At 66.7% G+C, this 26,428-nt stretch carries 25 protein-coding genes and 2 tRNA genes; 6 read left to right on the top strand and 21 right to left on the bottom strand.

All coding sequences use genetic code 11. The features are described 5' to 3' along the window. Window positions 1-45: 45 nt before the first annotated feature. Window positions 46-660, bottom strand: coding sequence for an AsnC family transcriptional regulator (locus ACZ45C_RS02240; protein WP_460561752.1), 615 nt, complete (start codon window positions 658-660; stop codon window positions 46-48). 128 nt (window positions 661-788) lie between these two features. Between ACZ45C_RS02240 and ACZ45C_RS02235 the strand changes: the two genes are divergently transcribed. Beyond that, window positions 789-986 carry a heavy-metal-associated domain-containing protein gene (locus ACZ45C_RS02235; RefSeq protein ID WP_460561750.1) on the top strand — a complete coding sequence of 66 codons (198 nt, stop codon included), beginning with the start codon at window positions 789-791 and terminating at the stop codon, window positions 984-986. 27 nt (window positions 987-1,013) lie between these two features. Here ACZ45C_RS02235 and lpdA read toward each other — a convergent pair whose 3' ends face one another. From lpdA to ACZ45C_RS02190, 9 genes are all read right to left on the bottom strand, one after another. After that, window positions 1,014-2,441 (bottom strand): dihydrolipoyl dehydrogenase, encoded by a 1,428-nt coding sequence (gene lpdA, locus ACZ45C_RS02230; RefSeq protein ID WP_460561748.1) that lies wholly within the window; start codon window positions 2,439-2,441, stop codon window positions 1,014-1,016. Next, window positions 2,435-4,201, bottom strand: coding sequence for a dihydrolipoamide acetyltransferase family protein (locus ACZ45C_RS02225; RefSeq protein WP_460561746.1), 1,767 nt, complete (start codon window positions 4,199-4,201; stop codon window positions 2,435-2,437). Before ACZ45C_RS02225 ends, lpdA begins: the two co-directional genes overlap by 7 nt. Before the next feature lie 2 nt (window positions 4,202-4,203). Further along, complete coding sequence (locus tag ACZ45C_RS02220; protein WP_460561744.1) at window positions 4,204-5,190, bottom strand: alpha-ketoacid dehydrogenase subunit beta; 987 nt, start codon at window positions 5,188-5,190, stop codon at window positions 4,204-4,206. Further along, window positions 5,191-6,294, bottom strand: coding sequence for a pyruvate dehydrogenase (acetyl-transferring) E1 component subunit alpha (gene pdhA, locus ACZ45C_RS02215; RefSeq protein WP_460561742.1), 1,104 nt, complete (start codon window positions 6,292-6,294; stop codon window positions 5,191-5,193). A gap of 287 nt (window positions 6,295-6,581) precedes the next feature. Then, window positions 6,582-6,986 (bottom strand): hypothetical protein, encoded by a 405-nt coding sequence (locus ACZ45C_RS02210; RefSeq protein WP_004048800.1) that lies wholly within the window; start codon window positions 6,984-6,986, stop codon window positions 6,582-6,584. Window positions 6,987-7,147: 161 nt separating this feature from the next. After that, window positions 7,148-7,816: an RPA family protein gene (locus ACZ45C_RS02205; protein WP_460561740.1), complete on the bottom strand. Its 669-nt coding sequence runs from the start codon at window positions 7,814-7,816 to the stop codon at window positions 7,148-7,150. Continuing rightward, entirely contained in the window at window positions 7,817-8,743 is a 927-nt protein-coding gene (locus ACZ45C_RS02200) for a replication factor A (RefSeq protein ID WP_460561738.1), read from the bottom strand. It abuts the gene before it with no gap. A 248-nt stretch (window positions 8,744-8,991) separates the two neighbouring features. Then, window positions 8,992-9,642, bottom strand: coding sequence for an NUDIX hydrolase (locus ACZ45C_RS02195; protein WP_460561816.1), 651 nt, complete (start codon window positions 9,640-9,642; stop codon window positions 8,992-8,994). A gap of 104 nt (window positions 9,643-9,746) precedes the next feature. Beyond that, the gene (locus tag ACZ45C_RS02190) at window positions 9,747-10,130 is read right to left on the bottom strand and encodes a hypothetical protein (RefSeq protein WP_460561736.1); all 384 of its coding nucleotides are present in this window, start codon (window positions 10,128-10,130) and stop codon (window positions 9,747-9,749) included. 102 nt (window positions 10,131-10,232) lie between these two features. Between ACZ45C_RS02190 and ACZ45C_RS02185 the strand changes: the two genes are divergently transcribed. Then, window positions 10,233-11,189: a DUF5787 family protein gene (locus tag ACZ45C_RS02185; protein ID WP_460561734.1), complete on the top strand. Its 957-nt coding sequence runs from the start codon at window positions 10,233-10,235 to the stop codon at window positions 11,187-11,189. Between the two features lie 98 nt (window positions 11,190-11,287). Beyond that, window positions 11,288-11,695 carry a CBS domain-containing protein gene (locus ACZ45C_RS02180; RefSeq protein WP_460561732.1) on the top strand — a complete coding sequence of 136 codons (408 nt, stop codon included), beginning with the start codon at window positions 11,288-11,290 and terminating at the stop codon, window positions 11,693-11,695. A 266-nt stretch (window positions 11,696-11,961) separates the two neighbouring features. Here ACZ45C_RS02180 and ACZ45C_RS02175 read toward each other — a convergent pair whose 3' ends face one another. Then, window positions 11,962-12,435: a deoxyuridine 5'-triphosphate nucleotidohydrolase gene (locus ACZ45C_RS02175; RefSeq protein WP_460561730.1), complete on the bottom strand. Its 474-nt coding sequence runs from the start codon at window positions 12,433-12,435 to the stop codon at window positions 11,962-11,964. Window positions 12,436-12,700: 265 nt separating this feature from the next. Here ACZ45C_RS02175 and ACZ45C_RS02170 point away from each other — a divergent pair, with 265 nt between their 5' ends. Next, entirely contained in the window at window positions 12,701-14,686 is a 1,986-nt protein-coding gene (locus ACZ45C_RS02170; protein ID WP_460561728.1) for an aconitate hydratase, read from the top strand. Window positions 14,687-14,847: 161 nt separating this feature from the next. On the opposite strand, the gene ACZ45C_RS02165 is transcribed toward ACZ45C_RS02170, so the two are convergent. The 8 genes from ACZ45C_RS02165 to ACZ45C_RS02130 all read right to left on the bottom strand — a co-directional run bounded on the left by ACZ45C_RS02165 (window position 14,848) and on the right by ACZ45C_RS02130 (window position 24,292). Then, the gene (locus tag ACZ45C_RS02165) at window positions 14,848-15,501 is read right to left on the bottom strand and encodes a 30S ribosomal protein S7 (RefSeq protein ID WP_460561726.1); all 654 of its coding nucleotides are present in this window, start codon (window positions 15,499-15,501) and stop codon (window positions 14,848-14,850) included. Beyond that, on the bottom strand, window positions 15,498-15,926 hold the full coding sequence (locus tag ACZ45C_RS02160) for a 30S ribosomal protein S12 (RefSeq protein ID WP_004048726.1): 429 nt from the start codon (window positions 15,924-15,926) through the stop codon (window positions 15,498-15,500). Before ACZ45C_RS02160 ends, ACZ45C_RS02165 begins: the two co-directional genes overlap by 4 nt. Window positions 15,927-16,111: 185 nt before the next feature. After that, window positions 16,112-16,531, bottom strand: coding sequence for a NusA-like transcription termination signal-binding factor (locus ACZ45C_RS02155; RefSeq protein ID WP_460561724.1), 420 nt, complete (start codon window positions 16,529-16,531; stop codon window positions 16,112-16,114). After that, complete coding sequence (gene rpoA2, locus ACZ45C_RS02150) at window positions 16,531-17,745, bottom strand: DNA-directed RNA polymerase subunit A'' (RefSeq protein ID WP_460561722.1); 1,215 nt, start codon at window positions 17,743-17,745, stop codon at window positions 16,531-16,533. The genes ACZ45C_RS02155 and rpoA2 overlap by 1 nt, the downstream gene beginning before the upstream one ends. Then, window positions 17,738-20,665: a DNA-directed RNA polymerase subunit A' gene (locus ACZ45C_RS02145; RefSeq protein WP_460561720.1), complete on the bottom strand. Its 2,928-nt coding sequence runs from the start codon at window positions 20,663-20,665 to the stop codon at window positions 17,738-17,740. Before ACZ45C_RS02145 ends, rpoA2 begins: the two co-directional genes overlap by 8 nt. Before the next feature lie 6 nt (window positions 20,666-20,671). Then, complete coding sequence (gene rpoB, locus ACZ45C_RS02140; RefSeq protein ID WP_460561718.1) at window positions 20,672-22,501, bottom strand: DNA-directed RNA polymerase subunit B; 1,830 nt, start codon at window positions 22,499-22,501, stop codon at window positions 20,672-20,674. 1 nt (window position 22,502) lies between these two features. Beyond that, a complete protein-coding gene (locus tag ACZ45C_RS02135; protein ID WP_460561716.1) occupies window positions 22,503-24,068 on the bottom strand; it encodes a DNA-directed RNA polymerase subunit B'' in 1,566 nt (521 codons plus the stop codon). Further along, window positions 24,065-24,292, bottom strand: coding sequence for a DNA-directed RNA polymerase subunit H (locus ACZ45C_RS02130; RefSeq protein ID WP_137783077.1), 228 nt, complete (start codon window positions 24,290-24,292; stop codon window positions 24,065-24,067). The genes ACZ45C_RS02135 and ACZ45C_RS02130 overlap by 4 nt, the downstream gene beginning before the upstream one ends. A gap of 329 nt (window positions 24,293-24,621) precedes the next feature. Here ACZ45C_RS02130 and ACZ45C_RS02125 point away from each other — a divergent pair. Together ACZ45C_RS02125 and ACZ45C_RS02120 are read left to right on the top strand one after the other, a co-directional pair. Continuing rightward, window positions 24,622-24,694, top strand: a tRNA-Asp gene (locus ACZ45C_RS02125). A 30-nt stretch (window positions 24,695-24,724) separates the two neighbouring features. Then, window positions 24,725-24,797 (top strand) — tRNA-Asp (locus tag ACZ45C_RS02120). 144 nt (window positions 24,798-24,941) lie between these two features. On the opposite strand, the gene ACZ45C_RS02115 is transcribed toward ACZ45C_RS02120, so the two are convergent. Together ACZ45C_RS02115 and ACZ45C_RS02110 are read right to left on the bottom strand one after the other, a co-directional pair. Further along, entirely contained in the window at window positions 24,942-25,946 is a 1,005-nt protein-coding gene (locus ACZ45C_RS02115) for a histone deacetylase family protein (RefSeq protein ID WP_460561714.1), read from the bottom strand. Then, window positions 25,947-26,378 (bottom strand): histone, encoded by a 432-nt coding sequence (locus ACZ45C_RS02110; RefSeq protein ID WP_460561712.1) that lies wholly within the window; start codon window positions 26,376-26,378, stop codon window positions 25,947-25,949. Window positions 26,379-26,428: the final 50 nt, after the last annotated feature.

Genomic DNA, 26,428 nt, shown 5'->3' with positions numbered 1-26,428 from the left:
CACCGATCGACGGCGATCCGATCCGACCCGCGGATCGCTTCGGCGTCACGCGCCCTCTTCCAGCCGCTGGTAGCGATCGCGGAACCGCGACAGACAAGAGGAACAACAGAAGTGGTACACTTCGCCGTCGATTCGGGCCGTCTCGCCTTCGCTGTCGACCGTGTTCGAACACTCCGCGCAGGTCAGCGCGAACTCGACGCCGTCGATCGAGGGGGTCCACTCGACTTCGTCGACGAGCGTGACCGTCCAGTCGTCGACCGGCACCCCCTCGAAGGTCCCGGAGAGCCACTCCCGGACGGTTCGTCCCTCGACGCGGGCGTAAAACCGGAGATCGCCCTCGGCAGTGATGAACACGTGTTCGACGGGATTGGCGTCGCGGAGGCGCTCACGGGCAGCCTCCAGCGGCTCTGAGTCGGAATCCGCGCCGGCGTCTACCGCGAGGTCGACGTCGACCATGACGGGGACGCCACCGCGGAGCTTCGTTCGGTCGACGTCGACGGTGAACCCTTCGATGACGCCGGTCTCCTCCAGTCGCGTGACGCGGTCTGACACCGCCGGGCCGGACAGCCCCACGCGCTCGCCGATCTCGCTGAACGGCCGGCGGGCGTCCGTGGCCAGCAGCGAGAGGATCTCCACGTCGGTCTCGTCCAGATCGCGCATGGCCGACCCGAGACGCGGCAGGTATAAATCGTTGCCGTCGAGGCTTTCGAATCGAAACTCACACGGGATCTGAGAACCGATATCGAAGCGAAAACTCACAAATTCCTCGGTCCCGTATCGACTCACGCATGAGCCGAACCATCACCGTCGAAGGGATGTCGTGTGATCACTGTGAGCAGAGCGTCGAGGAGGCGCTCTCGGGCGTCGCCGGCGTCACCGACGCGCGTGCGGACCGCGAGCGCGACACAGCGATCGTGGAGGGTGACGCCGACCTCGCCGCGCTCGTGCGCGCGGTCGAGGACGTCGGATACGAGGCGTCCGCGTAGCTCACTCCGTTTTCTGGCTCGACGGCCTCAGCGGTTCAGCGTGTGTATCGCCTGTCCGCGGGCGTTCTCCGCGGCTTCCATCACCGCCTCTGCGAGCGTCGGGTGAGTGTGGACCGTCGCCGCGACGTCCTCGAGCGTCGCGCTCATCTCGACCGCGAGCGCGACCTCCGCGATCAGCTCGGACGCCTCGGGGCCGACGATCTGTCCACCCAGCACGAACCCGGTCTCCTCGTCGGCGACGATCCGAACGAACCCCTCCGTGTGGCCGGTCGTCATGGCGCGGCCGGAGGCGTTGAACGGCATCTCGCCGACCGCGGGGTCGAACCCGGCCGCCTCGGCCTCGGCCTCGGTCATCCCAACCGTGCCGATCTCGGGGTCGGTGAAGACGGCTGCGGGGACGGCCTGTCGGTCGAGTGCAGCCGGCTCGCCCGCGATCACCTCGGCGGCGACGATCCCCTCGTTCGAGGCCGCGTGCGCGAGCATCGGATCGCCCGCGACGTCGCCGACCGCGTGGACGTGATCGGTCGTGGTCCGGGTCCGATCGTCCGTTTCGACGAACCCGCGGTCGTCCGTCTCGATATCGGCGTTTTCGAGGTCGAGACCGTCGGTGACGGGCTGGCGGCCGACCGCGACGAGGACCTTGTCGACCGGGTACGAGGACTCCGATCCGTCCTCCGTCTCGGTGTGGAGCAGATACCCACCGTCGCCGCCCTCGGACCAGCCGCTCGCGCCCTCGCCGAAGCGGAATTCCACGCCGAGTTCCTCTGCGCGCTTCCGGACGAGCCGCTTCACGTCGTCTTCGTAGGGATCGAGGATATCGTCGAGCATTTCGACGACGGTCACGTCGGCCCCGAGCTTGGCGAACGTCGTCGCCAGTTCCATGCCGATGTAGCCGCCTCCGACGATTCCGAGCCGGTCGGGAACCGCATCGGCGTCGAGCGCGTCGGCCGAACTCCAGACGTGGTCGTCCGAAAAGTCGAAGCCGGGGATCCGGATCGGCCGCGACCCGGTCGCGACGATCGCGTGCTCGAACGCGATCGACTCCGAACCCTGTCCGTCGCCGCCGTGCGCGACGCGGACGGTGTGCTCGTCGACGAACGACGCGGTCCCCTCGATCAGGTTCACGCCGTTGGCCTTACAGAGCTTCTCGACCCCGCCGGTGAGCCGGTCGACCACGCCGTCTTTCCACTCGATCATCTTGCCGAGGTCGACTGCGGGGTCGGCGTGGACCCCCATGAACTCCGCGTTGCCGGCCTCGTGGGCCAGCCCCGCGCCCGTGATGAGCGCCTTCGAGGGAATACAGCCGCGGTTGAGACAGGCGCCGCCGTAGGCGTCCTTCTCGACGAGCGTCGTGTCGAGCCCCTCCTGTGCGGCGCGAATGGCGGCGACGTAGCCGCCCGGTCCCGCGCCGATGACCAGTACCTCCGTTCCCGTCGTGACGTCTCCGACTACCATTGTTCGTTCAAGAGCAACAGCGGGTGTTCAAGGTGTTCCATGACTGTGTTCGCGAACTCGGCTGCGACCGCGCCGTCGACGACGCGGTGGTCGATCGACAGCGACAGCGGCAGCGTCGGGGCGGCGACCACCTCGCTGCCGCTCCCGCGGCCGACCGCGTCTCCGCTCCCGGCCCCGTCACCGCCGACCCCTCCGCCGTCGCGCTCGCGCACGACGGGACGCTCCTCGATGGCTCCGAGGCCCACGATTGCGGTCTCGGGGTAGTTGATGATCGGCGTGGCGTACTCCCCACCGATAGCGCCGAAATTGGTGACGGAGAACGTGCCGCCCTTCATCTCGCCGGGCTTCAGCGTCCGGTCCCGAGCCCGCGCCGCCAGGTCCGCGATCTCGTCGGCCAGTTCGAAGAGCCCCTTCTCGTCCACGTCCTCGACGACGGGAACCATCAGCCCGGCGTCGGTCGCGACGGCGATCCCGAGATTGTACTCCCTCTTCAAGACGATCTCCTCGTCGTCCTCGCGCAGTTCGCTGTTGAGCACGGGGTATTCTTTCAGCCCCGCCACGATCGCCTTCATCACGAACGGCATGTAGGTGAGTCGCACGCCCCGTTCCTCGGCGGCGGGTTTCAGCCGCTCGCGGGCCTCGACGAGCCGGTCGACCCTGACGGTGTCGTGATGCGTGACGTGCGGCGCGGTGTACTTCGACCGCTCCATCTGTTTGCCGATCGTGCGACGCACGCCGCGGTAGGGGATCGTCTCCGCGGGCTCGGCGGCCGTCTCCGCGGTGGCGTCGGCGACGGTTCCCTTCGTCGACTCCGAGTCGCCCGCAGATGCGCCCACCGTCGCGGACGCGGTGGCGTCGAAGTCGACCGCCCTCGGCGACGCCGTCTCCTCGCCCGATCCGGTCACACCGGTCTCGCCCGTCGCCTCGCTCGCCTCCAGCGCGTCGGCGTACGCGCGCACGTCCGCCTCGGTGACGAACGCCTCTCCGTCGCGGGTCTCCTCTGTGGGCACGTCGTCGACGTCGACGCCGCGGTCGCGGGCGACCTTTCGAGTCGCTGGCGTCGCGAGGGTAGTCTCGCGGTCGGCTGGTTCCGGTGCGGCCTCTGCGATTCCCGTGGTTTTCTCCCCGCTCCGCTTCGTAACTGCGGTCTTCCTCTCGTCCGCGTGGCCGGGGTCAGATCGCGGGGTCGGAGCCTCGTCGCGGTCGCCGACGACCGCGTCTCCGTCGCCGTTCCCCGAACCGCTCTCGGCGACCGTTCGCACGTCGGCCTCGGTCACTCGCCCTCCGGGACCGCTTCCGTCGACGGCATCGATCTCGACGCCCAGTTCGCGCGCGAGCCGGCGTGCCGACGGCGGAGCGAACGTCCGGCCGGCGGCAACGGCGGGCTCCGGCTCACCGTCGGATTCGAGTTCGGCGTCTGATTCGAGTTCGACGTCTGATTCGGGCGTGTCGTCCGACTCCTCGGTCGCGTTCCCCCCGCCGGCCGCGGCGGCCGACTCGCCGTCACTCTCTTCGCCCTCGTCGACTCGAAACGAGATGATCACGTCGCCGACGGGGACGACGTCGCCCTCCTCGACGAACAGCTCCTCGACGACGCCGTCGTACCGCGACGGCACCTCCACGAGCGCCTTGTCGGTTTCCACTTCCGCCACCGGTTGGTCCTCCTCGACGCGGTCGCCGGGCGCGACGAGCCAAGTGACGAGCTCGCCCTCCGCCACTCCCTCGCCGACGTCGGGCAGCGTGAACTCCTTGACGGTCATGGTCAGAACTCCACCGCCTCCCTGATACCGTCCTCGATGCGTGCCGCCGTCGGGAGGTAGTAGTCCTCCAGCGCGTACAGCGGGTACGGCACGTCGAAGCCGGTCACCCGACCGATCGGGGCCTCTTGGTACAACAGCGACTCCTCTTGGATGATCGCAGTGATCTCGCCGGCGAGTCCGCCCGTCTTCGGTGCCTCGTGGACGACGACCGCTCGGCCGGTCGCCTCAAACGCCTCGACGATCGCCTCCCTGTCGAGCGGGGAGACGGTGCGGAGGTCGACGACACTGCAGTCGATTCCCTCCTCGGCGAGCGTCTCGACGGCCTCAAGCGTCGGGCGAGTCATCGCGCCGTAGGTGAACACGGCGACGTCGTCGCCCTCGCGCCGCGTGACCGCCTCGCCGATCGGGACGGTGTACGGCTCCTCGGGTACCGCCTCGCGGAACGCCCGGTAGATGAGCTTCGGTTCGAGGAAGATCACGGGGTCGGGGTCGCGGATCGACGCCGCCAACAGCCCCTTCGCGTCGTGCGGCGTCGAGGGGACGACGACCTTCAGCCCCGCCTCGTGGGCGTAAAAGGCCTCCTTCGACTCGGAGTGGTGTTCCGGCGCGCGGATGCCGCCGCCGTAGGGGGCCCGCAGCGTCAGCGGGACCGTGAACTGCCCGCGGCTGCGCGCGCGGAACCGGGCCACGTGCGAGACGATCTGGTCGAACCCGGGGTACATGAACCCGGAGAACTGGATCTCCGGAACCGGGCGGAGCCCCATCGCGGCCATGCCGACCGCGGCTCCGACGATGCCCGACTCCGCGAGCGGCGTGTCGACGACGCGGTCGCCGCCGAACTCGTCGAACAGCCCTTCCGTCGCCCGGAACACGCCGCCGTTCTTCCCGACGTCTTGGCCCAACACGAGCACGTCGTCGTCCTCGCGCATCTCGGTGTACAGTCCGTCTCGTACCGCCTGCACCAGGGTGAGGTTCTGTGTCTCTGTCATTCACTCCTCCAGGAACGCCGCGTCGCCGCGCGACTCGCGGAGCGCGGCGAGTTCGTCGTACTGTCGTTCGAGTTCCGCGGGCACCGACGCGTACGCGTGTTCGAACAGCTCGCGCGGCTCCGGCGGCGCCGCCGACTCCGCCGCCTCGATGGCGTCGGCGACCCGCGTTTCGACCGCCGATTCGACCTCGGCGACGCGCTCGTCGTCGAGTACCCCTTCCGACCGGAGATACGCCTCCAACCGCGGGATCGGGTCTTTCTTCCGCCACCGGTCGACCTCGTCGTCGTCGCGGTAGACGGTGGGGTCGTCGGCGGTCGTGTGCGCGCCGAACCGGTACTGGACCGCCTCGATGAGCGTCGGTCGCGGACGGTCCGTCTCGGTATCGCGCGCCTTCTCGACGGCCGCCTCCGTGACCCGGTACACCGCGAGCGGGTCCATCCCGTCGACCTGCACGCCGTCGATCCCGTACGCCTCCGCCTTCTGCGCCAGCGTCGCGCTGCGGGTCTGCCGTTCGCGCGGAACCGAGATCGCCCACTGGTTGTTGTTACAGAAGAACACCGTAGGCGTGTCGAACACGCCGGCGAAGTTGACGCCCTCGTGGAAGTCGCCCTCGCTCGTGGCACCGTCGCCGAAGTAACAGCAGAACACCTCGTCGGTTCCCCGCAGCGACGCCGCCCACGACGCGCCCGTCGCGTGGGGTACCTGCGAGGCGATGGGGACGGCGACCGGAAAGACGTTGGTGCCGGGCTCGACCCGGTTCCCGTCCGGGTGACCCATCCAGTAGAGCAGGGTCCGCTTCAGCGAGCGCCCCCGAACGAAGCCGGCGGCGTGCTCGCGGTAGGACGGAACGACCCAGTCGTCCTCGCCGAGCGCCGCGGCGGAGCCGACCTGTGCTCCCTCCTGTCCCGACAGCGGCGGGTACGTTCCCATCCGCCCCTGTCGCTGGAGGCTCACCGCCCGCGCGTCGAAGTGTCGGGCGAGTCGCATCTGCCGATAGATGTCGACGAGCGTCTCGTCGTCGACGTCGGGGACGTCGCCCACGACCGCGCCCTCCTCGTCGAGTACGCGGACCGGATCGTCGTACGGCCTGTCGAACACGCTCACGGCCGAACCCACCTGTTCATACGTAAACCGTCCACCGCCCGGGTATTATTGGTTTCGTACGTGGTTTATGATGGACAGAAATCGTCCAGCAAAGTACGGAAACGTCCAACGTATTTCGGAATAACTCGACGAGCTTGATCGAGTCGGGCGACGACCGGAGCTGTTTCTGCCGATATCGCCGTATCTGCGTCCCATTCCGTCGCACCGCTACTCTCAGACGCGGTGTGAACGCGGTCCGGATCGTCCGTCTGGAACGCGGGACCCCCTCCCGGTGCCACGGACGCCGCTCACCCGAGCCGGAAGGAGGGTTCGTCCGGCTCGCCGTCGAGGTCCTCCAGCTGGATCACTTCTTCGTCGCCGTCCTCCAACTGCTCGCGGAGGTAGTTGACGTAGCGTTTGTGCTCTTCTAACTGCTCGCGGAGGTGGTCCGCCTCCAACTCCAGCCGCTCGTGCTCGCGGACGAAGCTCTTCGGGACCTCGATCTTCGGGGGGAACGACTCCCCGCTCTCTCCCATGCTGTCCAGTTCCGCCTCCGGAACGACCCGGACCTGTCCGTCGTGGGCAACGAGCGTATCCACGTAGTCTCGGAAGACCGCCGACAGCGAGATGTCTCGCTCCTCGGCGATGTCGCGGAGAGTCTCGAACGCGTCCTCGTTGACGCGGAACGAGATCGTCTTGTTCTTGTTGCCCATTATCGGACCGATCGTCGCGCAGAATACTTAAACGTTTGTCAGACGATCGCAGGATCCGCATCGGAACCGGCACGAAAAGGGGTCGAATCCCTCGATCGGGCCGCGGCCGCAGTCGCTCGGCCGGCTTCTACCGGCCGATCGGCCGGCTCGACGGTCGCGCGCTACAGTTCCGGGGTCTCGGTCGGCTCGTCGACCGCGGAATCGTCGCCTGCGGGAGCGTCGTCGTCGCCCGCGGAGCCGTCGCCGGCCAGTTCGTCGCCGTCGCTCTCGTCGAGGTCTTCGAGCGCCGACAGCGCGGCGGCCTTGTACGTCTCGGGGTCGAGTTCGTACTCCTCGCGGGCCATCCGCGCGTACTCGTTCCCGTCGTCGAAGGCGGCGACGCGCTCGATGGTCCTGTTGGCGGTCTCTACGACCCACCGGTCGCGGGTGACCGCGTCGACTTCGGTGATCGACTCGGGGCGGACCGAGACGCGGACCGTGCCGTCGTCGGTCTCGTACGTCCGGGGCTTCCCCACGACTGCGACGTAGGCGGGCGCGTCGAGTTCTCGGAGCTTCGAGGCGGCCTCGGGTTGGTACTGGCCGGCGTACACGAAGAACGTTCCCGTCGGGTCGACGATGCGGCCGCGCCAGTACTCGCTGTCCTCGCCGACGTCCTCCTTCTCGGTGAGGGTGCCGACGAAGAACACGCGGTTGGCGGACTCGCCCGTCGGAAGCAGCGCGTAGACGGGCGCGCGCTCGTCGTCGGACTCGGTGAACGTGAAGCCGGCGTCGTTGAACTCGGTCGCGAACACGCGCCGGGCGACCTCTCGGGTCGGGGCTGATTGACTCATTTATATCGACCTCGCTTCGATCAGCGCGCTCTCTGCGTCTATTCGACCGGGATTTTCCATCTCGTCGACCAGGACGTACCGGCGGAACGTGGGGCCGGTGACGCGGTAGTACCGGCCGAGCACGTCGTCGGCCATCTCCTCGGCGACGACCGTGGTGTCGAGCGCGTCCATCGCCATGTCCTTGGCCTCTTCGAGGGTCATGCCGGTCAGTTCCTCGGTCGCCTCGCGGTCGAAGATGACCTCGGTGACCGTCTCACCGTCGTCCAACACGCCCTTGATCCGGAGATCGAACTCCCCGTCGACCTGGCCGTGTTCGGAACACCGCCCGTTCTGGAGGACGCGGGTGCAGTCGTCTTCTGGGCACCGCTTGATCAGCCCGGAACCGGACTGGATGTCGACGAGCGCGCCCTCGACCGTGTCGGCGTTGTCGCCGACCTCGATCGCCTCGTCGATCTCGGTGATCTGGGTCGTCCGGTTGAGTTTCACCGAGTAGCTCCCCTCGTACTCGTCGGTGACGACGTTCGAGAGTTCATAGCACGCGCCCTCGTCGAGTTCGGGGAGGTCTGAGGTCTCGAAGGCGACGAACTTGATCGTGCCCGACTCGTCGCCGAGGAGCCCGACCTGTGAGATCGAGTCGCTTCGGGGCTCCCAGAGGTCGACCAGCTTCACGCGCAGGTCGACCCACTGTTCGTCCTCGTCGATGTCGTTGACGAGGACCGACTCGCTGCCGCCGCGCCCGAGTTCGTCGCGCTCCATGCCGGCGTCTTCGAGGTAGCTGTTGGTGACGCTCCGACTCGCCTCGTCGAGCGGCACGCGGTACTCGTCGACGAGCGTCTCCAGTCGTTCTTCGACGTCGTCGGGGGCCACGTCGAGGTGGTCCGAGAACTGTTCCGCTATCGCTTCCGCTTCCTGTCGCAGTTCGCTCATGGGTGTCTCCGCCTCCGATCTGGTTTCACTGGGAGGCGTACGACGGTTGGGTCCTCTTGGTATTAAAACGACCGCCACCGCGGTGAAAGTGAACAGAACTGGGCGTTTTCGGGCGTCTCACGTCTGTTTCGCCGACGGCGTCGGAGTCGAGTCGAGAGCGGTCGCGCCAGCGTCAGACGCCAGTCAGCCAGACGCGGGCTCCGTTTCGAGTGGAACCGTACCACGCGAACCGATCACGGGCGAGCCGATCACAGGAATCCGTCGCGCTCGGCCAACAGCAGCCCCTCCAGCGTCGCGTCGTTCGTCGGGGGCGAACGCGCGAGCGACAGCGCCTCGTCGATCGGCACCGCCCGCGGTTCGAGGAATTCGTTGCTGTCGGCCTCCACGTCGACCGGTTCGAGCCCTTCGGCGACCACGTAGCCGCGCCTGTGCCGGAGCACGCCGGTCGAACACCACACCTCCTGTAAGAGCGCGGTCGAGTCGGGTGTAAACCCCGTCTCTTCGGCGAGTTCGCGCGCCCCCGCCTCGGCGTACGTCTCACCGGGCTCGACGATCCCCGCGGGCAGCTCCAACTGCGTGTTTCGCACCGTGGGACGGTACTGCTCGACGAACAGCACGTCACCGTCGGCTACCGCGATCACGACTGTCGCGGGCGACAGCTCGGCCCAGTAGTACCGCTTTTCGGTGCCGTCCGGCTGCTCGACGCGGTCGTAGCCGCCAACGAACCAGCCTTCGTCGTACTCGACGACGACCTCCCTGACCGGCCACTCTGGCTCGCCGGGCAGCGAGTGCGTGCGGCCGTCCGTGAACGCCGGAAGGTCGCGGAGGTCGCTGGCGGGATCGCGGCGATCGACGGCGGGATCGCGGTGGTCGGCGGCGGGATCGCGGCGGTCGACGATGACCTCGCCGTCCCCGTCGCTGTCGATATCGCCGTCCCCGTCGCTGTCGCCGCCTCCGTCTCTGTCGGCGTCGCCGTCCCCGTCCTTTCCACTCTCTCCGTCGTTCACGCTCGGACCACCTCAACGCGGTAGGTCTCGCCCTCGTAGCGGACGCGCGCCGTCTCCGTCGTCGCGGCCGCCGGCCGCTGTTGGACGAGCGACCCCATCTCGTCGAAGGGGCTGTGCGTGAACGGCTCTTTGATCCCGTACGGATCGGTCTGGTAGCCGTCTGAGCGGCCGTCGTCGCTCGTGAGCGCACCGATGAGATACGGGTACCGCCGCTCGGAGACGTTGGTCACGTCGACCGTCGGTTCGTCTGTCTCGATCGGCTCGGCGTCGAGGTAGTAGGGGTCGCCGCTGCCGAGATAGCTCGGGAGCGCGCCCAGCGCGAGCAGCGCGACGACGACCAACGCGACGGCGACGACGAGGTTCCGGGTGACCCGACGCATACTCGGCGTTGGCACCGACGCGGAATACCGGTTTCGCCGTCGCCGCGGTTCGGCTCGTTCGCACCCCGATGCGTTTTAGCCCGCGGCGCTCCTCGCACGGGCATGGAGTACCGATTCGAGCTCGCGCTCTGTGCCGTGCTCGAATCGCCCGACTCGGTCGTCGCGAGACAGTTGGGCGCCGGCGTCACGAACCCCGGCGGTCGGATCGTCGACGTCTGCGTGCTCTCGCCCGGTCCCGGGTTCGACCGCCGCGCGTCGATCACCGCAGACCGGATCCCTGACCCCGCTATCGAGGCCGCCGTCGGGCCGGGGGAGGCGGTCCCCGTCTCGGTGGCGGTTGACCTCCCGGCAGACAGGGCCGCCGCGGTCGTCGACCGCTCGGTCGAGGTCGGCTACCTCGAACGCGAGCGTCGAGACGGCCGACCGGTCGTCCGCGCGACGGCCCGGTACCCCGACGACTGGTTCGGATCGCTGACGGCGATCGAGAACAAGCCGGACCTCTCGACGCCGGGTGACCTGACCGCCCAACTGCGGTACGACGTCGCGCTCGGACTGTTCGACGAAGTCGTGCTCGCGACCGCCTCGTACGTCACGCGCGCGCACCTCAACCGGATCCCGGAGGACGTCGGTGTCTGGCGATTCGATCCCGAGAGCGGCGACCGCGAAGTGGTCCGCGAACCGACTCGACTCGACCCCGACGCACCGGGCGTCGAGATCCTCGACGAGCGCGCGCTCCGGACAGACGTCTCGCTCGTCGATCCCGCCTCGAAGGCCCGAAAGCGGCGGCGTCTCGCGGAGCGCGCCTACGGGAAGGGATGGCGACCCGACCCGCCTCGCTGCGTGCACGCGGCGACGACCGACGACGGCCGTCCCCGCTGTGACCGCTTCGACCGCGTCGTCGACCCGGGTCGCGACTGCGGTGAGGCCTGCGCCGCGTTCGACCCGGCCGACCCGCCGGCGACCGATCGAGACCGCCTGCGCGACGCGCGAACCGCGTGGGTCGCCGACCCCGACGGCGACGGTCCACGCCGTCAGTCGGGGCTCTCGCAGTTCCGATGACGCTTGGGGCGACTCCGTTCGGGAGTCGCGGTCCGAACGAGTACCGCGGTACGGTGTAACGTGAGAACGCTTATACGTCGACGGCGGGACTCTCTGGTATGGACGATATCGACGACGTGTTCGTCGCGCGATTGATGACGAGCGACCTCTACACCGTGACGCCGGACACGCTCGTGGAAGACGCCGCGGCGGTGTTGCTCGACAACGACGTCAGCTCGGCGCTCGTCGTCGATGACGACGGCGCACTCGTGGGGATCCTCACGACGACCGACTTCGTCGACATCGTGGCCAAGAGCCAGCCGAAAGCCGAGACGACCGTCGAGCGGTACATGAGTCCCGACCCGATCACGGCGGGTGCACAGGACTCCGTCGCGGCCGTCGCGGCGACGATGGTCGAACACGGGATCCACCACGTGCCCGTCGTCGACGGCACGACGCCGATCGGGATCATCACGACTTCCGACTTCGCCGCGTACGTCTCCTCGCCCGAGACGCCCTCGCCGTAGCACTCGCGAGCGCCCGCCGGTCGCTTCCTCGGTTTTGCCGCCATCTCTGACGCCAACGCTGCCGCCCCCGGCACGCTTAAGTATTCTCCGCCGCTTGTCACGGGTGACGCTTCGCTTGGAGGGCCGAAGCGTCAGCGGGGACCTACTGAACGACGCGCCCGCGCCACTTTTTCCGGCACGGGCGCGCCGTTCGTTCCTTTCGACCGACGAACAGCGGCGCCGCCTCTCGCCGTCCGTCCATCACATTCCACCGGACTCCCGTCTCGTCAGAGGTTTTCTCCCTGATAGGCGCCCGTGTAGGTTCCCTCGTGGTCCGCCTCGGCCAATACCAACTGCGCGATCCGCGCCCCCGGCTCGATATCGATCGCGTGCCCCACGTCCAGACGCCCCTCGCCGACCCCCTCGTAGCCCGCGTCCCACACCGCGGTGTCGAGCGTACACGAGTTCCGAAGCAGCGTCGACCGCGGGAGTACGAACCCGATCCGCTCCTCCGGGATCCGCACCGGTTCGCCGTACCGCACCACGTACGCTCCGGCATCCAGCCGGTAGATCCCGTCGTCGGGCGCGAGTTCCTCGCGCTCGCCGACCCGTTTCTCGTCGCGGCCGACGAACCCCGATTCGGCCTGTTCGAAGACCGCTCCGAGCGTGAGGTCGACGCCGTTCGGCTGCTGCTGCGTGTCGTCGAGGTCGGCGTCTCCCGCTTCGAGCGACGCGGCGACCGCCGCACCTGAGTCGAACATGTCCGCTTGAATCCGCGGGCGAGACTAAACCGTGTCGACCCCTCGATCCGTCGAATCGGCCGTCGATCGCTCCCGCCGTGTCAAGGGCTGAGACGCCGATATTGGCCTTTATGTGCCTTATACACTCGTTACGCCTATTCCTATCGTGGTGTATGATACCACACGATGTTCGGGCCGAAAATTGCTGGTTCGGCCGATCTAACACGGTCGATCTTTCGGAAAACTCGCGGGTTTTATATCCACGGGAAAGCCAACTCAGGATGATATGGGACAAACGATTACCGAGAAGATCCTCGATGACCATCTCGTCGAGGGCGAGCTGACGCCCGGCGAGGAGATCGGCATCGACATCGACCAAGTGCTGACCCAAGACACCACGGGTACGATGGTGTGGCTCCAGTTCGAGGCACTGGAGATGGACGAGGTCCAGACGGAACTCGCCGCGCAGTACTGCGACCACCAGACGTACCAGTTCGACTTCAAGAACACCGACGACCACCGCTTCCTCCGCTCTGCGGCCGGCACCTACGGCGCGTACTTCTCCCGGCCCGGCAACGGGATCTGTCACCAGGTCCACAAGGAGAACTTCGCCGCCCCCGGCAAGACGCTGCTCGGCTCCGACTCGCACACGCCGACGCCTGGCGGGCTCGGTCAGCTCGCGATCGGCGCGGGCGGGCTCGACATCGCCGTCGCGATGGGCGGTGGCCCGTACTACGTCGAGATGCCCGAGGTCGTCAACGTTCACCTCGAAGGCGAACTGCCCGAGTGGGCGACCGCGAAAGATATCGCGCTCCATCTGCTCGGCGAACTGACCGTCAAGGGCGGCGTCGGCAAGATCTTCGAGTACACCGGCCCCGGTGCTGAGAACCTCACCATTCCCGAGCGGACGACGATCACGAACCTCGGCACGGAACTCGGCGCGACCTCCTCGATCTTCGCCACCGACGAGAAGACGAAAGACTGGCTCGCGCGCCAGGACCGCGAAGAGGAGTACGTCGACCTCCAGCCCGACGACGACGCGGAGTACGCCGAGACGATCGAGGTCGACCTCACCGAACTCGAACCGCTCGTGGCCGCGCCGTCGATGCCCGACAACGTCGCGCCCGTCAGCGAGTACGAGGGCACCGACGTCGAGCAGGTCATCGTCGGCTCCTGTACGAACGGCGCCTACGAGGACATCCTCCCCAGCGCGAAGATGCTGGAGGGCCGCGAGGTCGCCAAACAGACCGAGATGATCGTTGCGCCCGGCTCCAAGCAGGCCTCCGAGATGCTGGCCCGCGAGGGCTGGACCGCGGAGATGATGGCAGCCGGCGTCAACTTCTCCGAGGCGACGTGTGGTGCGTGTATCGGTATCGGCCACGTGCCCGCCTCCGACTCCGTCTCGCTGCGCACCTTCAACCGCAACTTCGAGGGTCGCTCGGGCATTGAAGACGACTCCGTGTTCCTCTGTTCGCCCGAGGTCGCCACCGCGGCGGCCATCACGGGAGAAATCGTCGACCCGCGCGATCTGGCCGACGACCTCGGCGACCTCGAAGCGCCCGGCCTGGAGATGGGAACGAAGTACGGTCCCGGCATGGGTCAGGACGACTCCGACATCATCTCGCCCGACGAGGCGATCGACGACGGCCTCGTCAAGGGACCGAACATCGGCGACGTGCCGCTCAAAGACGGGATCGACGTGGACGGCGGCGAGGCCCTCCTCAAGATGGAGGACAACATCACCACCGACCACATCATCCCGGCGACGGCGGACATCCTGAAGTTCCGTTCCAACATCGAGAAGCTCTCCGAGTTCACGCTCTCGCGCGTCGACGACACGTTCGCGCAGCGCGCGCTCGACGCCGACGGCGGCGTCCTCGTCGCCGGCGAGAACTACGGACAGGGCTCCTCGCGTGAACACGCCGCCCTCTGTCCGATGTACCTCGGCATCGAGGCGGTCTTCGCGCAGAGCTTCGCCCGCATCCACAAGGCGAACCTGTTCAACTTCGGTATCGTCCCGCTCGCGATCGACGCGGAGACGTACGAGCAGATCGATCAGGGCGACGACATCGAGATCGTCGACGACGTGCCCGCGGGCGTCAACTCCGGCCAGACGGAGTTCACCGCGCGCGTGAACGACGACTGGGAGTTCACCGCCGAACTCGACGCCTCCGAACGCGAGCGAGAGATCCTCGCCGCCGGCGGCAAGCTCTCGTGGGTCAAACAGCAGCACGCCGACGACGGCTCCGGCGCTGCTCCGGCCGACGACTGAGTTCGCGGACCCAGCAGCTCTTTCCGTTTTTCTCTTTCCCGCGTCCACACGACGGTGAGCGTCGCTCCCGGCGATCGACGGCCGTGATCGCCGCTGCTACCGCTCGTCGAAACAGGTCGGTCGGAAAAACGCGTCCCGTCGGTTCGACGTTCGAACCGGCGTTAGCGGGCCGCAGCGGCGACGCGTTCGCGTTCTTCTTTCTGCGAGATGGAGTAGGAGCGCTCGGCGTCGTAGTCGGCGGCGGTGATAAGCTCGTTCGCGAGCGCGTCGGCGGCGGAGGTGCTCGACTTGTACGTCGCGTTAGCGACGCCGTCGGAGATGAACAACAGAGCCTGGTCGACGCGGCGCTGCGGTGCGACGTCGACCGCCTTCGGGACGGAGATACCGCCGTACTTCAGGCGGACGGTCTCTTCGCGGGGTGCGGCGTTCTCGACGGCGCTCACGAGGATCTGGACCGGATTCTCTTCGGTTCGCTCGTGGACGATGTCGAAGGCGTCGCGGACGATCCGGGTCGCCTGCTGTTTCTTGCCCGTGTTCTCATCGGTCTGCATCAGGCGGTTGATCATCCGCTCGACTAAGGAGATCTCCGACTTCTTGAACTGCTTGGACGCGTGACGACCCATGGTGTGTGCGATTGGGGTCACGGTCATGTACCGCTTCGTAGAGGGGTCGTCGTAGGCGATCTCGGTGACGTCCCACACGCCGAACAGCTTCGCGTTCTCGTTCGCAGCCTCGCTCGACGCGGGCGCGTCCGGGTCCGGCTCGTCGGCGGCAACGTCCTCCGCGGACGCCGCCTCGGACTCCTCTCCGCTCATCGGACGGGTTTCTCCGCGTTGCCGCGCACCAGTTCGATCATGGAGACGCCGTTGACCTTCTCGACTTTGTAGTTGACGCCGGAGAGGTCGCCCATCGCGCGACCTTTGGCCCCGCCGATCCCGGCGATCGTGACCTCGTCGTGCTCGTCGATGAACGAGATGGCACCGTCACCGGGACAGAACGCGGTGACCTGCTTCCCGTTCTTGATGAGCTGGACGCGGACGCACTTTCGGATCGCCGAATTCGGCTGCTTTGCCTCGATTCCGACCTTCTCCAGTACGATCCCGCGAGCCTGCGGGGCACCTTCGAGGGGGTCGGACTTCTTTTTGAGCCCGCGCTCGCGCCGAGCGTACTCGGAGTCGGACCAGCGGCGCTTCTGCCGGTCCTGTTTGAGCTTACGGGCCGCGTACTTGCCGTTCGCCATCGTACGCCTACTTCCGAACGGAGCTACTTAAGCGTCGTCTTTCGGACCAGAGAAACGCCCGCAGATCGCTCGAACGGTACCTCTCGTCGGATCTGAGGCAGTTTCACGATCGAAGGACGGCCGCACAGAAACGCTGAGCGGATAAGCGGCGGTGAGAACCCGTCGTTTCCGTCCCGGATCGCCCGTCAGGTCAACTGGATGTCGTCGATGTCGTGATGGCGTTTCGCCAGTCGTCGCGCCGTCTCGATGTTGCTGCCGTCCGCGCCGATGGCGACCCCGCGGTCCGCGTCCCGCACCTCGACGTACGCGACCCGATCGTTTTGTTCGGAGATCGTCACCGCGTTCACCGCCGCCGGCGAGAGGGCGTTCGCGACGAACGCCTCCGGCGTGTCGGCGTCTTCGATCAGCTCGATCGAGAGGTCGAGTCGTCGTTCGGCCTCCTCGACGGTCTCGCCGGCCTGTCCGATCGCCGATGCCATCTCGCCGGCCGGCACGAGGAACACGAGCCGATCGCCCTCCACGAGGCAGTCCGTCGGTGCGACCCCGGTTAGTTCGTCGAACCGACCGATGTAGCGTCGCGCCTCGTCGGAGAGCTCGACGTACATCAATCGTCGCCGACGACTCGCGAGCCCATCCGGAGGTCGACGTCACCGGTGCCGAGCGAGATCGGCTTGCCCGCGATGACGTTCTCTATGACCCCATCGAGCTCGTCGTACTCGCCGTGGACCGCGGCGTCGAGCAGGTGGTTGACCGTTACCTCGAATGCCGCGCGCGCGAGCACCGAGTCCTTCGACCCGGAGATACCGTGACGGCCGATCGACTCGATCTCGCCGTTGTTCGTCATGATGTCAGCGACGAGCATGAGGTGCCGGACGTTCACGTCGTCGAGCCCCTGCTCTTCGAGCGTGTTCTTGGTCTCGTCGATGATCGTCTCGCGGGCCGCCTCGACGCCGAGGTTCCGGTACACCTCGTGGATGTTGTTACACGTCGTGCGCGAGGCGTCGACGCCCTCGATCGAGAGCGTGTCGCCGAACGCCGATCCCTCGGTGTAGAGAACGAATTCCTCTTCTCCGTCGATCTCCTCTTTGCGAATGACGACGCGCTCGATCTCTTCTATCCCCTTGAACACGATGTCGCGGAGCTGCTCGACGAGCTGGAGAAGCTCCCGGTAGCTCGGCTCGTTCGGACCGAACTCGATCACCGTGCCCGATTGCCGGGTGTCGACGCCGAGCGAGTCCTCGATCGTCTCCGCGATGATCTCCGCGACTTCGGCGGGGTCCGAGTGGGTCGGCCACCGCTCCAAGAGGGTATCGTCGTTCAGGTCTATCCGGACCAGCATGTCGGCGACGTTCGTCGACACGTCGCCGAGAGCGAGGATTCTGGTTGCCTCGATCGACCAGACGACCTCGTGGGCCTTCTGTCGGTCCGTCGCGTACTCGCCTTCTAGGTGGACCGTCATCATCGGCGTGTCCGGCGTCTTCCGGGCGTCCACCAGCTCGATGAGCCGGGGGAGCCCTTGGGTGACGTCGATCTCCGCGACGCCGGCGTAGTGGAACGTGTTCATCGTCATCTGTGTTCCGGGCTCGCCGATCGACTGCGCGGAGACGGTGCCGACGGGGTCGAGGGGATCGACCCGCGTCTCGAGGTAGCGGTTCTCGACGCCCGTCGCGATGTCGGTGGCCTGCTCGATGGTGACCTCGCCGGTCTCCTCGGCCTTCCGGTGTATCGCCTCGTACACCTCGTCTTTGAGGCGGGGCGGAAGCTCGGTCGCCTCCACGACCGCCTCCATGTCGTCGGTGACGTGGTCCGACTCAGTCATCGGACTCCACCTCCGTGCCCGCGGCCTTGTTCAGGCCGGGACCCGCGTGCTCCGAGAGGTTCGTCGGCGGCGCGCGCTCGCCGAGGAACCGCTCTTTCTCGTCGTCGGAGTCGAACTCCGCGTCGACGACGCGATCGACGATCCCGTCGACGTCGATGCCGTCGCCCTCGCCGGAGGAGACCTTCACCGGCGAGGTGCCGTCCTCGCCGAACTCGAACTGGACGATCCGACCCGAGGTGTCCCGGACCGTGCCGTCGTACTGCGCCTCGAGTTCCGAGAGCGCGTTGATGAGCCGGCGCTGGAGGTAGCCGGACTTCGAGGTCCGGACTGCCGTGTCGACGAGCCCCTCGCGGCCGCCCATCGCGTGGAAGAAGAACTCCTCGGGGGTGAGCCCGCCGCGGTAGGAGTTCTCCACGAAGCCGTGCGCCTCCGCAGAGAGGTCGTTCTCCTTGTAGTGTGAGAGCGTCCGGTCCTCGTAGCCGCGGTTGATCCGCTCGCCGCGGACCGCCTGTTGACCGACGGAGCCGGCCATCTGCGTCAGGTTCAGCATCGAGCCACGCGCCCCGGATCGGGCCATCACGACCGCCGGGTTGTCGTCGCCGAAGTGCTGGTCGGCGATCTCACCGGCCGAGTCTCGGGCCTTCCCGAGCGTCTGCATGATCTTCATCTCAAGCGTCTCGTCGACGCCGCGGCCCGGCAGCGACTCCAGCTCGCCGGCCTCGTACGTCGAGATCAGCTCTTGGACGCGGTCGTAGGCGCTCTCGATCGCGTCGTCGACCTGCTCTTCGGCCTCCGGCGGAATCGACTCGTCGTCGATCCCGATCGAGAAGCCGAAGTGCATTATCGCACGCATCGCGAGCGACGCGATTTCGTTGATAAACACGCGCGAGCGCGTCTCGCCGTACTCCTTAGTGAGGGTGTCGACGACCTCGCCGCCGAACGCCCCGACGGCGTCCTCGTCGATCGTCCCCTCGATCAGCTGGCCGTTCTCGATGATGACCTCGTCGCCGGTCGACGAGGAGAAGTGCAGCGATAGGTCCTCCGGAAGCAGCTCGGAGAACAGCGTCCGGCCCGTCCAGAACTCGTTGCCGTCGTCGTCGACGCCGTCGGCTTCGGGCAGCTCGTCGACCCGCGTGGCGCGAAGCAGGTCGAGCGCCTGCGTCTCCGTGAACTCGGGGTTCGTGTGGGTGAGCAGGTACGTCCCGGAGATGTGGTCTTGGATCGCGCCGATGATGTTCCCGCCGAACCGGGGCGAGAGGATCTGCTCTTGAACGCGCATCAACACGCGCGCTTCCGCGCGCGCCTCCTCGTTCTGGAGCGCGTGCATGTTCATCTCGTCGCCGTCGAAGTCGGCGTTGTACGGCGGACAGACGACGGTGTTGAGACGGAACGTCTTGTACGGCATCACCACGACCTCGTGGGCCATGATGGACATCCGGTGGAGCGACGGCTGCCGGTTGAATATCACGATGTCGCCGTCCACGAGGTGGCGGTTCACCTCCCAGTCGGCCTCCACCTTCTCCGCGAGTTCCTCGCAGTTCTTCTCGGTCACCTTCAGGCGGCGACCGTCGGGTCGGCGCACGTAGTTCGCGCCGGGGTGCGCCTCCGGTCCGTTCCGGACGTACTGACGTGCCTCCTCGACGTTGCGCTCGGTGACGTTGAGCGTCTGGGTCATCTCCTTTGCGACCCGATCCGGGACGCCGACCTCGTTCAGTGAGAGCGTCGGGTCCGGCGAGATGACGGTCCGGGCGGAGAAGTTGACGCGCTTGCCGGACAGCGATCCGCGGAAGCGACCCTCCTTCCCCTTCAGCCGCTGACTGAGGGTCTTGAGAGGACGGCCGGAGCGGTGTCGCGCCGGCGGCGTCCCGCTGATCTCGTTGTCGACGAACGTGGTGACGTGGTACTGTAACAGCTCCCAGAGGTCCTCGATAATGAGCTGTGGCGCGCCCGCCTCGCGGTTCTCCATGAACCGCTGGTTGATGCGGATGATGTCGACGAGCTTGTGGGTGAGGTCGTCCTCTGAGCGCTGGCCGTTGTCGAGCGTGATGGACGGACGGGTGGTGACCGGCGGGACCGGAAGGACCGTCAGGATCATCCACTCCGGGCGGGAGTGCTCGGAGTCGATACCGAGGACTTCGAGGTCCTCGTCCGGGATGTCCTCGAACCAGTCGCGGATGTCCGAAGGCATCAGCTTGTTCATGTCCTCTTCGGTGAGATCGATGTCGAGCGCCTTCTCGATAGCGCGGCGGTCCTCCTTGCGGGGACGGAACTCACCGGCCATGATCTCGTTGATCCGATCTAAGGCGATGTCCGTCTCCTCGGCGAGTTCCTGCGGCGAGGTACCGGGATCGTCCGCCTCTTCGTCGGGCTGCATCGCGGCCGCGATTCGCTCCGAATACTCGCCCGAGAGCACGTCTTGTACCTCGTAGTACGTAGTCGGCTTCTCGTGTTTGATGTCCGCCTGCGGCTCGCCGCAGAACGGACAGGTCGACGCCTTCCGCGCCTGCCGGACCGCGGCCTTCAGCACGTCGTGTTCGTCGTCGCCGAGTTCCTTCGCGCGCTCGTACCGGTCGCGGAACTCGTCCCGCTGGGCCTCGTCCAAGGCCAGCTGTCCGCACTCGCGGCACGTCGAGCGGAGCAGCCGCCGGATGAGCTTCGTGAAGCCCACGTGAATGACGGGAGCCGCCAGTTCGATGTGACCGAAGTGGCCGTTACAGGACCCCGAGTGAGAGCCGCAGGTCCGACACTCCAGACCGGGATCGATGACGCCCAGTCGCGGGTCCATCAGCCCCATGTCGATCGGGTAACCGTCGTCGTCGTACGTGTCGGCCGTGATCACCTTCGTCGCGGACATGTCCCGGTACGTCTCCGGGTCCATCAGGCCGAAGTCGATGCCGCCGAGCACTTTCGGTGTTTGCATTGACATTTAAATCGCGTCCTCCAGTTCGAGTTTCGGTCGGATGCCTAAGGCGATCATCTCGTCGAGGAGCAACTTGAACGCGTAGCTCACTTCCAGCTCGTGGATGTCGTCCTCGTCGCCCGTGACCGGGTCGTACACCCGGCGCTGCTCGCGGTCCTCGACGGCGACGAGCCCGGTCTCGGCGGAGACGTGAACCGTCTCCGCGTCCGACGATTCCAAGAGCCGTTCGTTGAGCACCATCGACGCGCCGTGGCCGATGATCGTGTCGCGCTCCATCTCTCCCACTCGGAGTCCGCCCTCGCGGGCGCGTCCCTCGGTGGGCTGGCGCGTGAGCACCTGAACCGGCCCGCGCGAGCGAGCGTGGAGCTTGTTCGACACCATGTGGTACAGCTTGTGGTAGAAGATCGTCCCGACGAAGATCTCCGCCTCGATCTTCTCGCCTGTGACGCCGGAGTACATGACCTCCTTACCGGAGGACTTGAACCCGTGCTCTTCGAGTCCGCCGCGGAGTTCCTCCTCGTCTTCGCCTTGGAACGGAGTCCCGTCGACGCGCGATCCGCGCAGCGAACCGACCTTTCCGCCGAGCATCTCCAGCACGTGGCCGACCGTCATCCGCGACGGGAGCGCGTGCGGATTCATGACGAGGTCAGGAACGACCCCCTCCTCGGTGAAGGGCATGTCCTCCTGCGGTGCGAGGTGGCCGACGACACCCTTCTGACCGTGTCGGGACGCGAACTTGTCGCCCAGTTCGGGGACGCGCTGGTCGCGCACCTTCACCTTCGAGAGCTTCGACCCGTCTTCGCCCTCCATCAGCGTGACGGTGTCGACGACACCGTCCTCGCCCGACCGCATCGTGACCGAGGTCTCTCGACGCTTCTGCGGCGAGAGACCGCCCATGTCGTCCGGCTCTTCGAGGAAGCGCGGCGGGCTCGTCTTACCTAAAAGCACCGAGGACTCGTCGACTTTCGTCTCCGGGTTGACGAGGCCGTCCTCGTCGAGGTGCGTGTACGCGTCCTCACCGCGCGCGCCGCGGACGTCTTGGTCTGGGATCTCGAATCGGTCCTCCTGACCGCCGGGGTACCGCCGCTCTTCGCCCTCGTAGGTCCGGAAGAAGTGCGACCGCATCAGCGCGCGGTCCACGGAGCCCTGGTTCATCACCAGCGCGTCCTCGATGTTGAACCCCTCGTAGCTCATCACGGCGACGACGAAGTTCTGCGCCGCCGGTCGCTTGTCGAAGCTGATCTGGTCCGAGGTCTGCGTCTTCACCATCGCCAGCTGCGGGTAGTGCAGCAGGTGTTGGCGGGTGTCTGGCCGGATCCGGTAGTTCGCCGACGGGAGTCCGAGCGACTGCTTCATCATCCCCGCACCCATTGTGATGCGCGGACTCGCGTTGTGCTCGGGGTACGGGATCATCCCCGCACCGATACCGAAGACGAGCTGCGGGTCGATCTCGAGGTGCGTGTGGTCGTCGGTCACGTCCTCCTCGTCGACGGCGACGAGGATGTCTTCCTCCTCTTCGGCGTCGATGAACTCGACGTAGCCTCGGTCGACGAGGTCTTCGAACTCGACGTCGCCGCGTTCCAGCGCGTCGATCTCCTCGTCGCCCAAGAGCGGCTCGCCGTTCTCGACGACGATCAGCGGTCGGCGGGCGCGTCCAGCGTCCGCGTTGACGATCACTTCTTGGGTGCGCTCTTTGACCGAGACGTTCACCATCTCCGAGACGTCGCCGCGTCGGCGGGCCTCGCGAATCTGTTCGGCGAGTGCCTCCGGGTCCGCGTGCGTCCCCACGAGACTCCCGTTGACGTACACTTTCGCTTCGCGTTCTGCCTGAGCCATGTTAGTCGTCCGCCGTCTGTCGTTCGACGCCCTCGATGCCGGGGATCCCCTCGACACCCATCGACGCCAGTTCTCGTTTCAGCCCCTGTTCGTCCTCGACGGTCTGTGAGAGTTCCATCGCCTGCGCGAAGTTCTTCACGAGCCCGCAGTTCGGTCCCTCCGGCGTTTCGGAGGGACAGATGCGACCCCACTGGGTCGCGTGGAGGTCTCGTGCCTTGAAGTGCGGCTGCGACCGCGACAGCGGCGACCGCAGGCGGCGCAGGTGCGAGAGCACCCCCATGTAGTCGGTTCGATCGACGAGCTGGGAGACGCCGGACCGACCGCCGACCCAGTTCCCCGTCGCGATCGGGTGTTCGAGTCGCTCGGTCAGCACGTCCGAGCGGACGACGGTGTTCACCGTGAGCTGCCGGTTCCGCATGTTGGCCCGTTCGAGCTGGTATTTCACGTCGCGCGCCAGCTTGTTCAGGGCGGTGCGGAACAGGTCGCGCATCAGGTCGCCGGAGACCTTCAGCCGCTTGTTCGAGTAGTGGTCCTTGTCGTCGGCCTCTCGGCGATCCAAGGCGAGCTCGAAGCACGCTTCGGCCATCCGACAGAGGTAGTACGCCTTGTTGATCCGCACGTCCTCCTCGTCGACGCCCTCCTCGTGGAGGTGCGGGAGAAGGTAGCGGTCGATGACGTAGTTCGCCCGCTTGAGCTGGTAGTTTTTCCCCTGACCGCTGGCGACGCGCTCGCCGAGCGTCTCGATGGCTTCCTCGGTCGTCTGGACCGAGGCCTCCTCTAAGTTCTCCAGCATGAACTTCACGATCTCCGGATCGTCGCTCACGCGGTGGACGATCTCCTCGTCCGATTCGAGTCCGAGCGCGCGTACGAGAGTGACGAAGTCGATAGAGCCCGAGACGGACGGGAACGACACTTCGAGCAGCCCTTCGCGGTTGCGCTCACAGAGGACTAGCGCGCGGTACCCGCGGCGCTGGGAGAACGTCTTCGCGACTTGGATTTCATCGCCGTACTTCGAGTCGTACTCGGCGAGAATCTTGTTCGGTGCGAGGTCCTCCGAGGTCATCAGCACGCGCTCGGAGCCGTTGACGATGAAGTAGCCGCCGGGGTCGACGGGGTCTTCGCCGATGTCGATGAGTTCCTCGTCGGAGAAGCCCGCCATGTTGCACTTCTCGGAGCCGACCATGATCGGCATCCGGCCGACCTTGGTCTCCGTCGTATCGACGACCTGCTCCGGTTCGTCCTCGCCGCCGCGCACGATGGACATCTCCATGAAGACGGGCGCGGAGTAGGTGATGTTCCTGAGCCGAGCCTCTTGGGGGTACAGCAGTTCTTCGGAGCCGTCGGCCTCGCGGACGCGCGGAGTGACCATTCGCACGTCGCCGAGTTCGACGTAGACGGGCTCTTGACCCTCCTTGTCGCCGATGTCGGTCTCGATCCGCTCTTTCTCGTCGACGACTTCCTGCATGCCGCGGTCGAGGAAGTTGTTGAACGATCGGAAGTGGTGTTCGGCCAGCCGTTCGTCCGAGAAATACTCGCGTGACACCACGCGTCGGTCTTGCCTGTTCATGAGACGACTAATCGGTACACGACCGCTTCCTCGGTCGTGCGAGAGTTTCGTGTGATCTTCACCACGTCGCCGACCTCGGCCTCGTCGGGGAGCGCGGGATCCGTGCGTTTGATCTTCGGGAGTTCCGTTCTCTTCACATCGTACTCCGCCAGAACCTCGTCGATCTCGTCGGCGTCGAGAAGGACGTGGTCCGGGACGAGTTCGTGTTGGCTTACGTCTACCATGGGTGGTGGTTATTGAGAGAAGCTATCACGAGATACTACAGTTTGATATATGCGCCAACGTCATAAGGCTTGCCAAGCGTCTCCGCCGTGCGCGGCTCACGACGACGCGGGGCGTGCGATACCCCAACACATGCGGGACGCACACAAAAGGGTACCGCCGAGCGGTGTGTCCCGTTCGCCCCGCCCACTCAGTCGATCCCGTGAGTCGATCCCGTGGAAACGAGTGCACCCGCCTGCGGCCGTGCCGCGGTCTCCCTGTCACCTGTCCCCACCCCCGCCGCCGATGACAAGCCTTATTTGCCAGACAGGGATACGAGTGAGTGCGACAAGCCCGGATGGTGTAGTGGCCCATCATACGACCCTGTCACGGTCGTGACGCGGGTTCAAATCCCGCTCCGGGCGTCCCCCGTTTCGGGGCGCTGTCGCCTGTTTGCCCGGATGGTGTAGTGGCCCATCATACGACCCTGTCACGGTCGTGACGCGGGTTCAAATCCCGCTCCGGGCGTTCCTGTCGACGCCGACTATGAGCGAAGAGCGCTAGCGACGAGCGAGTCCGGCGTCGACGAACCGTTTGACAAGTCTGTATCTGGGGATGTAGCGAGTACAACGGGCGGAACAATTACACGCCCCGCTCGGGCGGTGAAGACTACTACAGACCCAGCAGCGACCGCGACTCCGCGACGATCGACTCCGTCTTCTCGTCGGGCTCGTCGTCGCCGTCGACGGGGGTCCGTCCGTCGTACGTCTCGTGGACCATCGAAACTCCTTCCGCGAGGGTGTCGAGTCCGTATCCCCCTTCCAGCACGTAGGCGTCAGCGGCTCCGACGTCGTCGGCGATCGATCGGATCCGGTCAGTCATCAGCGCGTACCCCTCAGAGGAGACGCGCATCCGCGAGATCGGGTCGTGGCGGTGCGCGTCGAACCCCGCCGAGACGATTACGAGATCCGGATCGAACCGGTCCAGCGCCGGCGCGATCGCCTCGTCGATGGCGTAACAGTAGTCGGCGTCGCCAGCGCCGGCGGCGAGCGGGAGGTTCACCGTCGCGGCCTCGCCGTCTCCCTCTCCGGTCTCTTCGAGCGCCCCGGTGTCGGGGTAGAGCCCGTCCTCGTGGATCGACGCGTAGAGCACGTCGCCCCGGTCGTAGAAGATGTCCTGCGTGCCGTTGCCGTGGTGGACGTCCCAGTCGAAGATGGCGACGCGGTCTGCGACCCCCTCGTCGAGGACCGTCTGGGCCGCGACGGCGGCGTTGTTGAAAAAACAAAATCCCATCGCGTCGTCGATGACCGCGTGATGTCCCGGTGGTCGGCCGATCGCGAACGGTGTGTCCCGGTCGCTCGCGCCGTCGAGCGCCACCTGTGCCGCCCACTGTGCGAGCCCGGCCGAGGTGAGCGCGGCGTCCCACGTCCCCTCGCTCGCGACGGTGTCCGGGTCCCAGCTCCCCCCGCCGTCGTCGAGGAACGCCTCAAGCTCGTCGACGTACTCCTCGTCGTGTACGGCGACCACGTCCTCGCGGGCCGCCGGCTCGGCGTCAACGTACTCGACGCCGTGTCGCTTCGCCAGTCCTCGGCGGATCGCGCGGAGCCGGTCCGGGTTCTCGGGGTGTCTCTCACCTGTGTCGTGTTCGAGACACCGCTCGCTGTAGCCGAACCGCATCTACTCGAACAGCGCGAAGTACGTCTCGATGTCCTCGGCCTGTACGGTCCGTCTGTCGGCGTGGCGCGCGAGCGTGGCGGCCGCGCTCGCGACGTTGTCGGCGTAGTCCTCCAGGATGTCGGCCAACGCGATCCTCGCGTCCACGCCGACGCGGTACCGGTCGTCGATGCGGAGCCGCGCGATCCGATCGATGGGCGCGACCGGCAGCGTGAGGGCCTCGCGGTCGATCACCTGTTCGACCCCGAAATCAGACGCCATCAGCGTCTTCCGTCCGTCCTCGGTTGCGCGTTCGGCCGCGTCGATCGCCAGATCCGCGCCGTGTGACTGGATCCGCCGAGCCAGTTCTTCGGCGGCGTCCGCGCTGACGCGGAGTTCCCCCGCGTTCCGCCGGATGATCCCGTCGACCGGCGCGAACGGCAACTCGACACTCATACACACAGTCGCGTCCGTGTACCGTATAACGCTTTCCGTTAGACGCCTTC

The organism is Halorubrum pallidum (assembly GCF_055380345.1).
The sequence above is the reverse complement of the archived record's forward strand: the minus strand, read 5'-3'. Positions and strand labels throughout refer to the sequence as shown.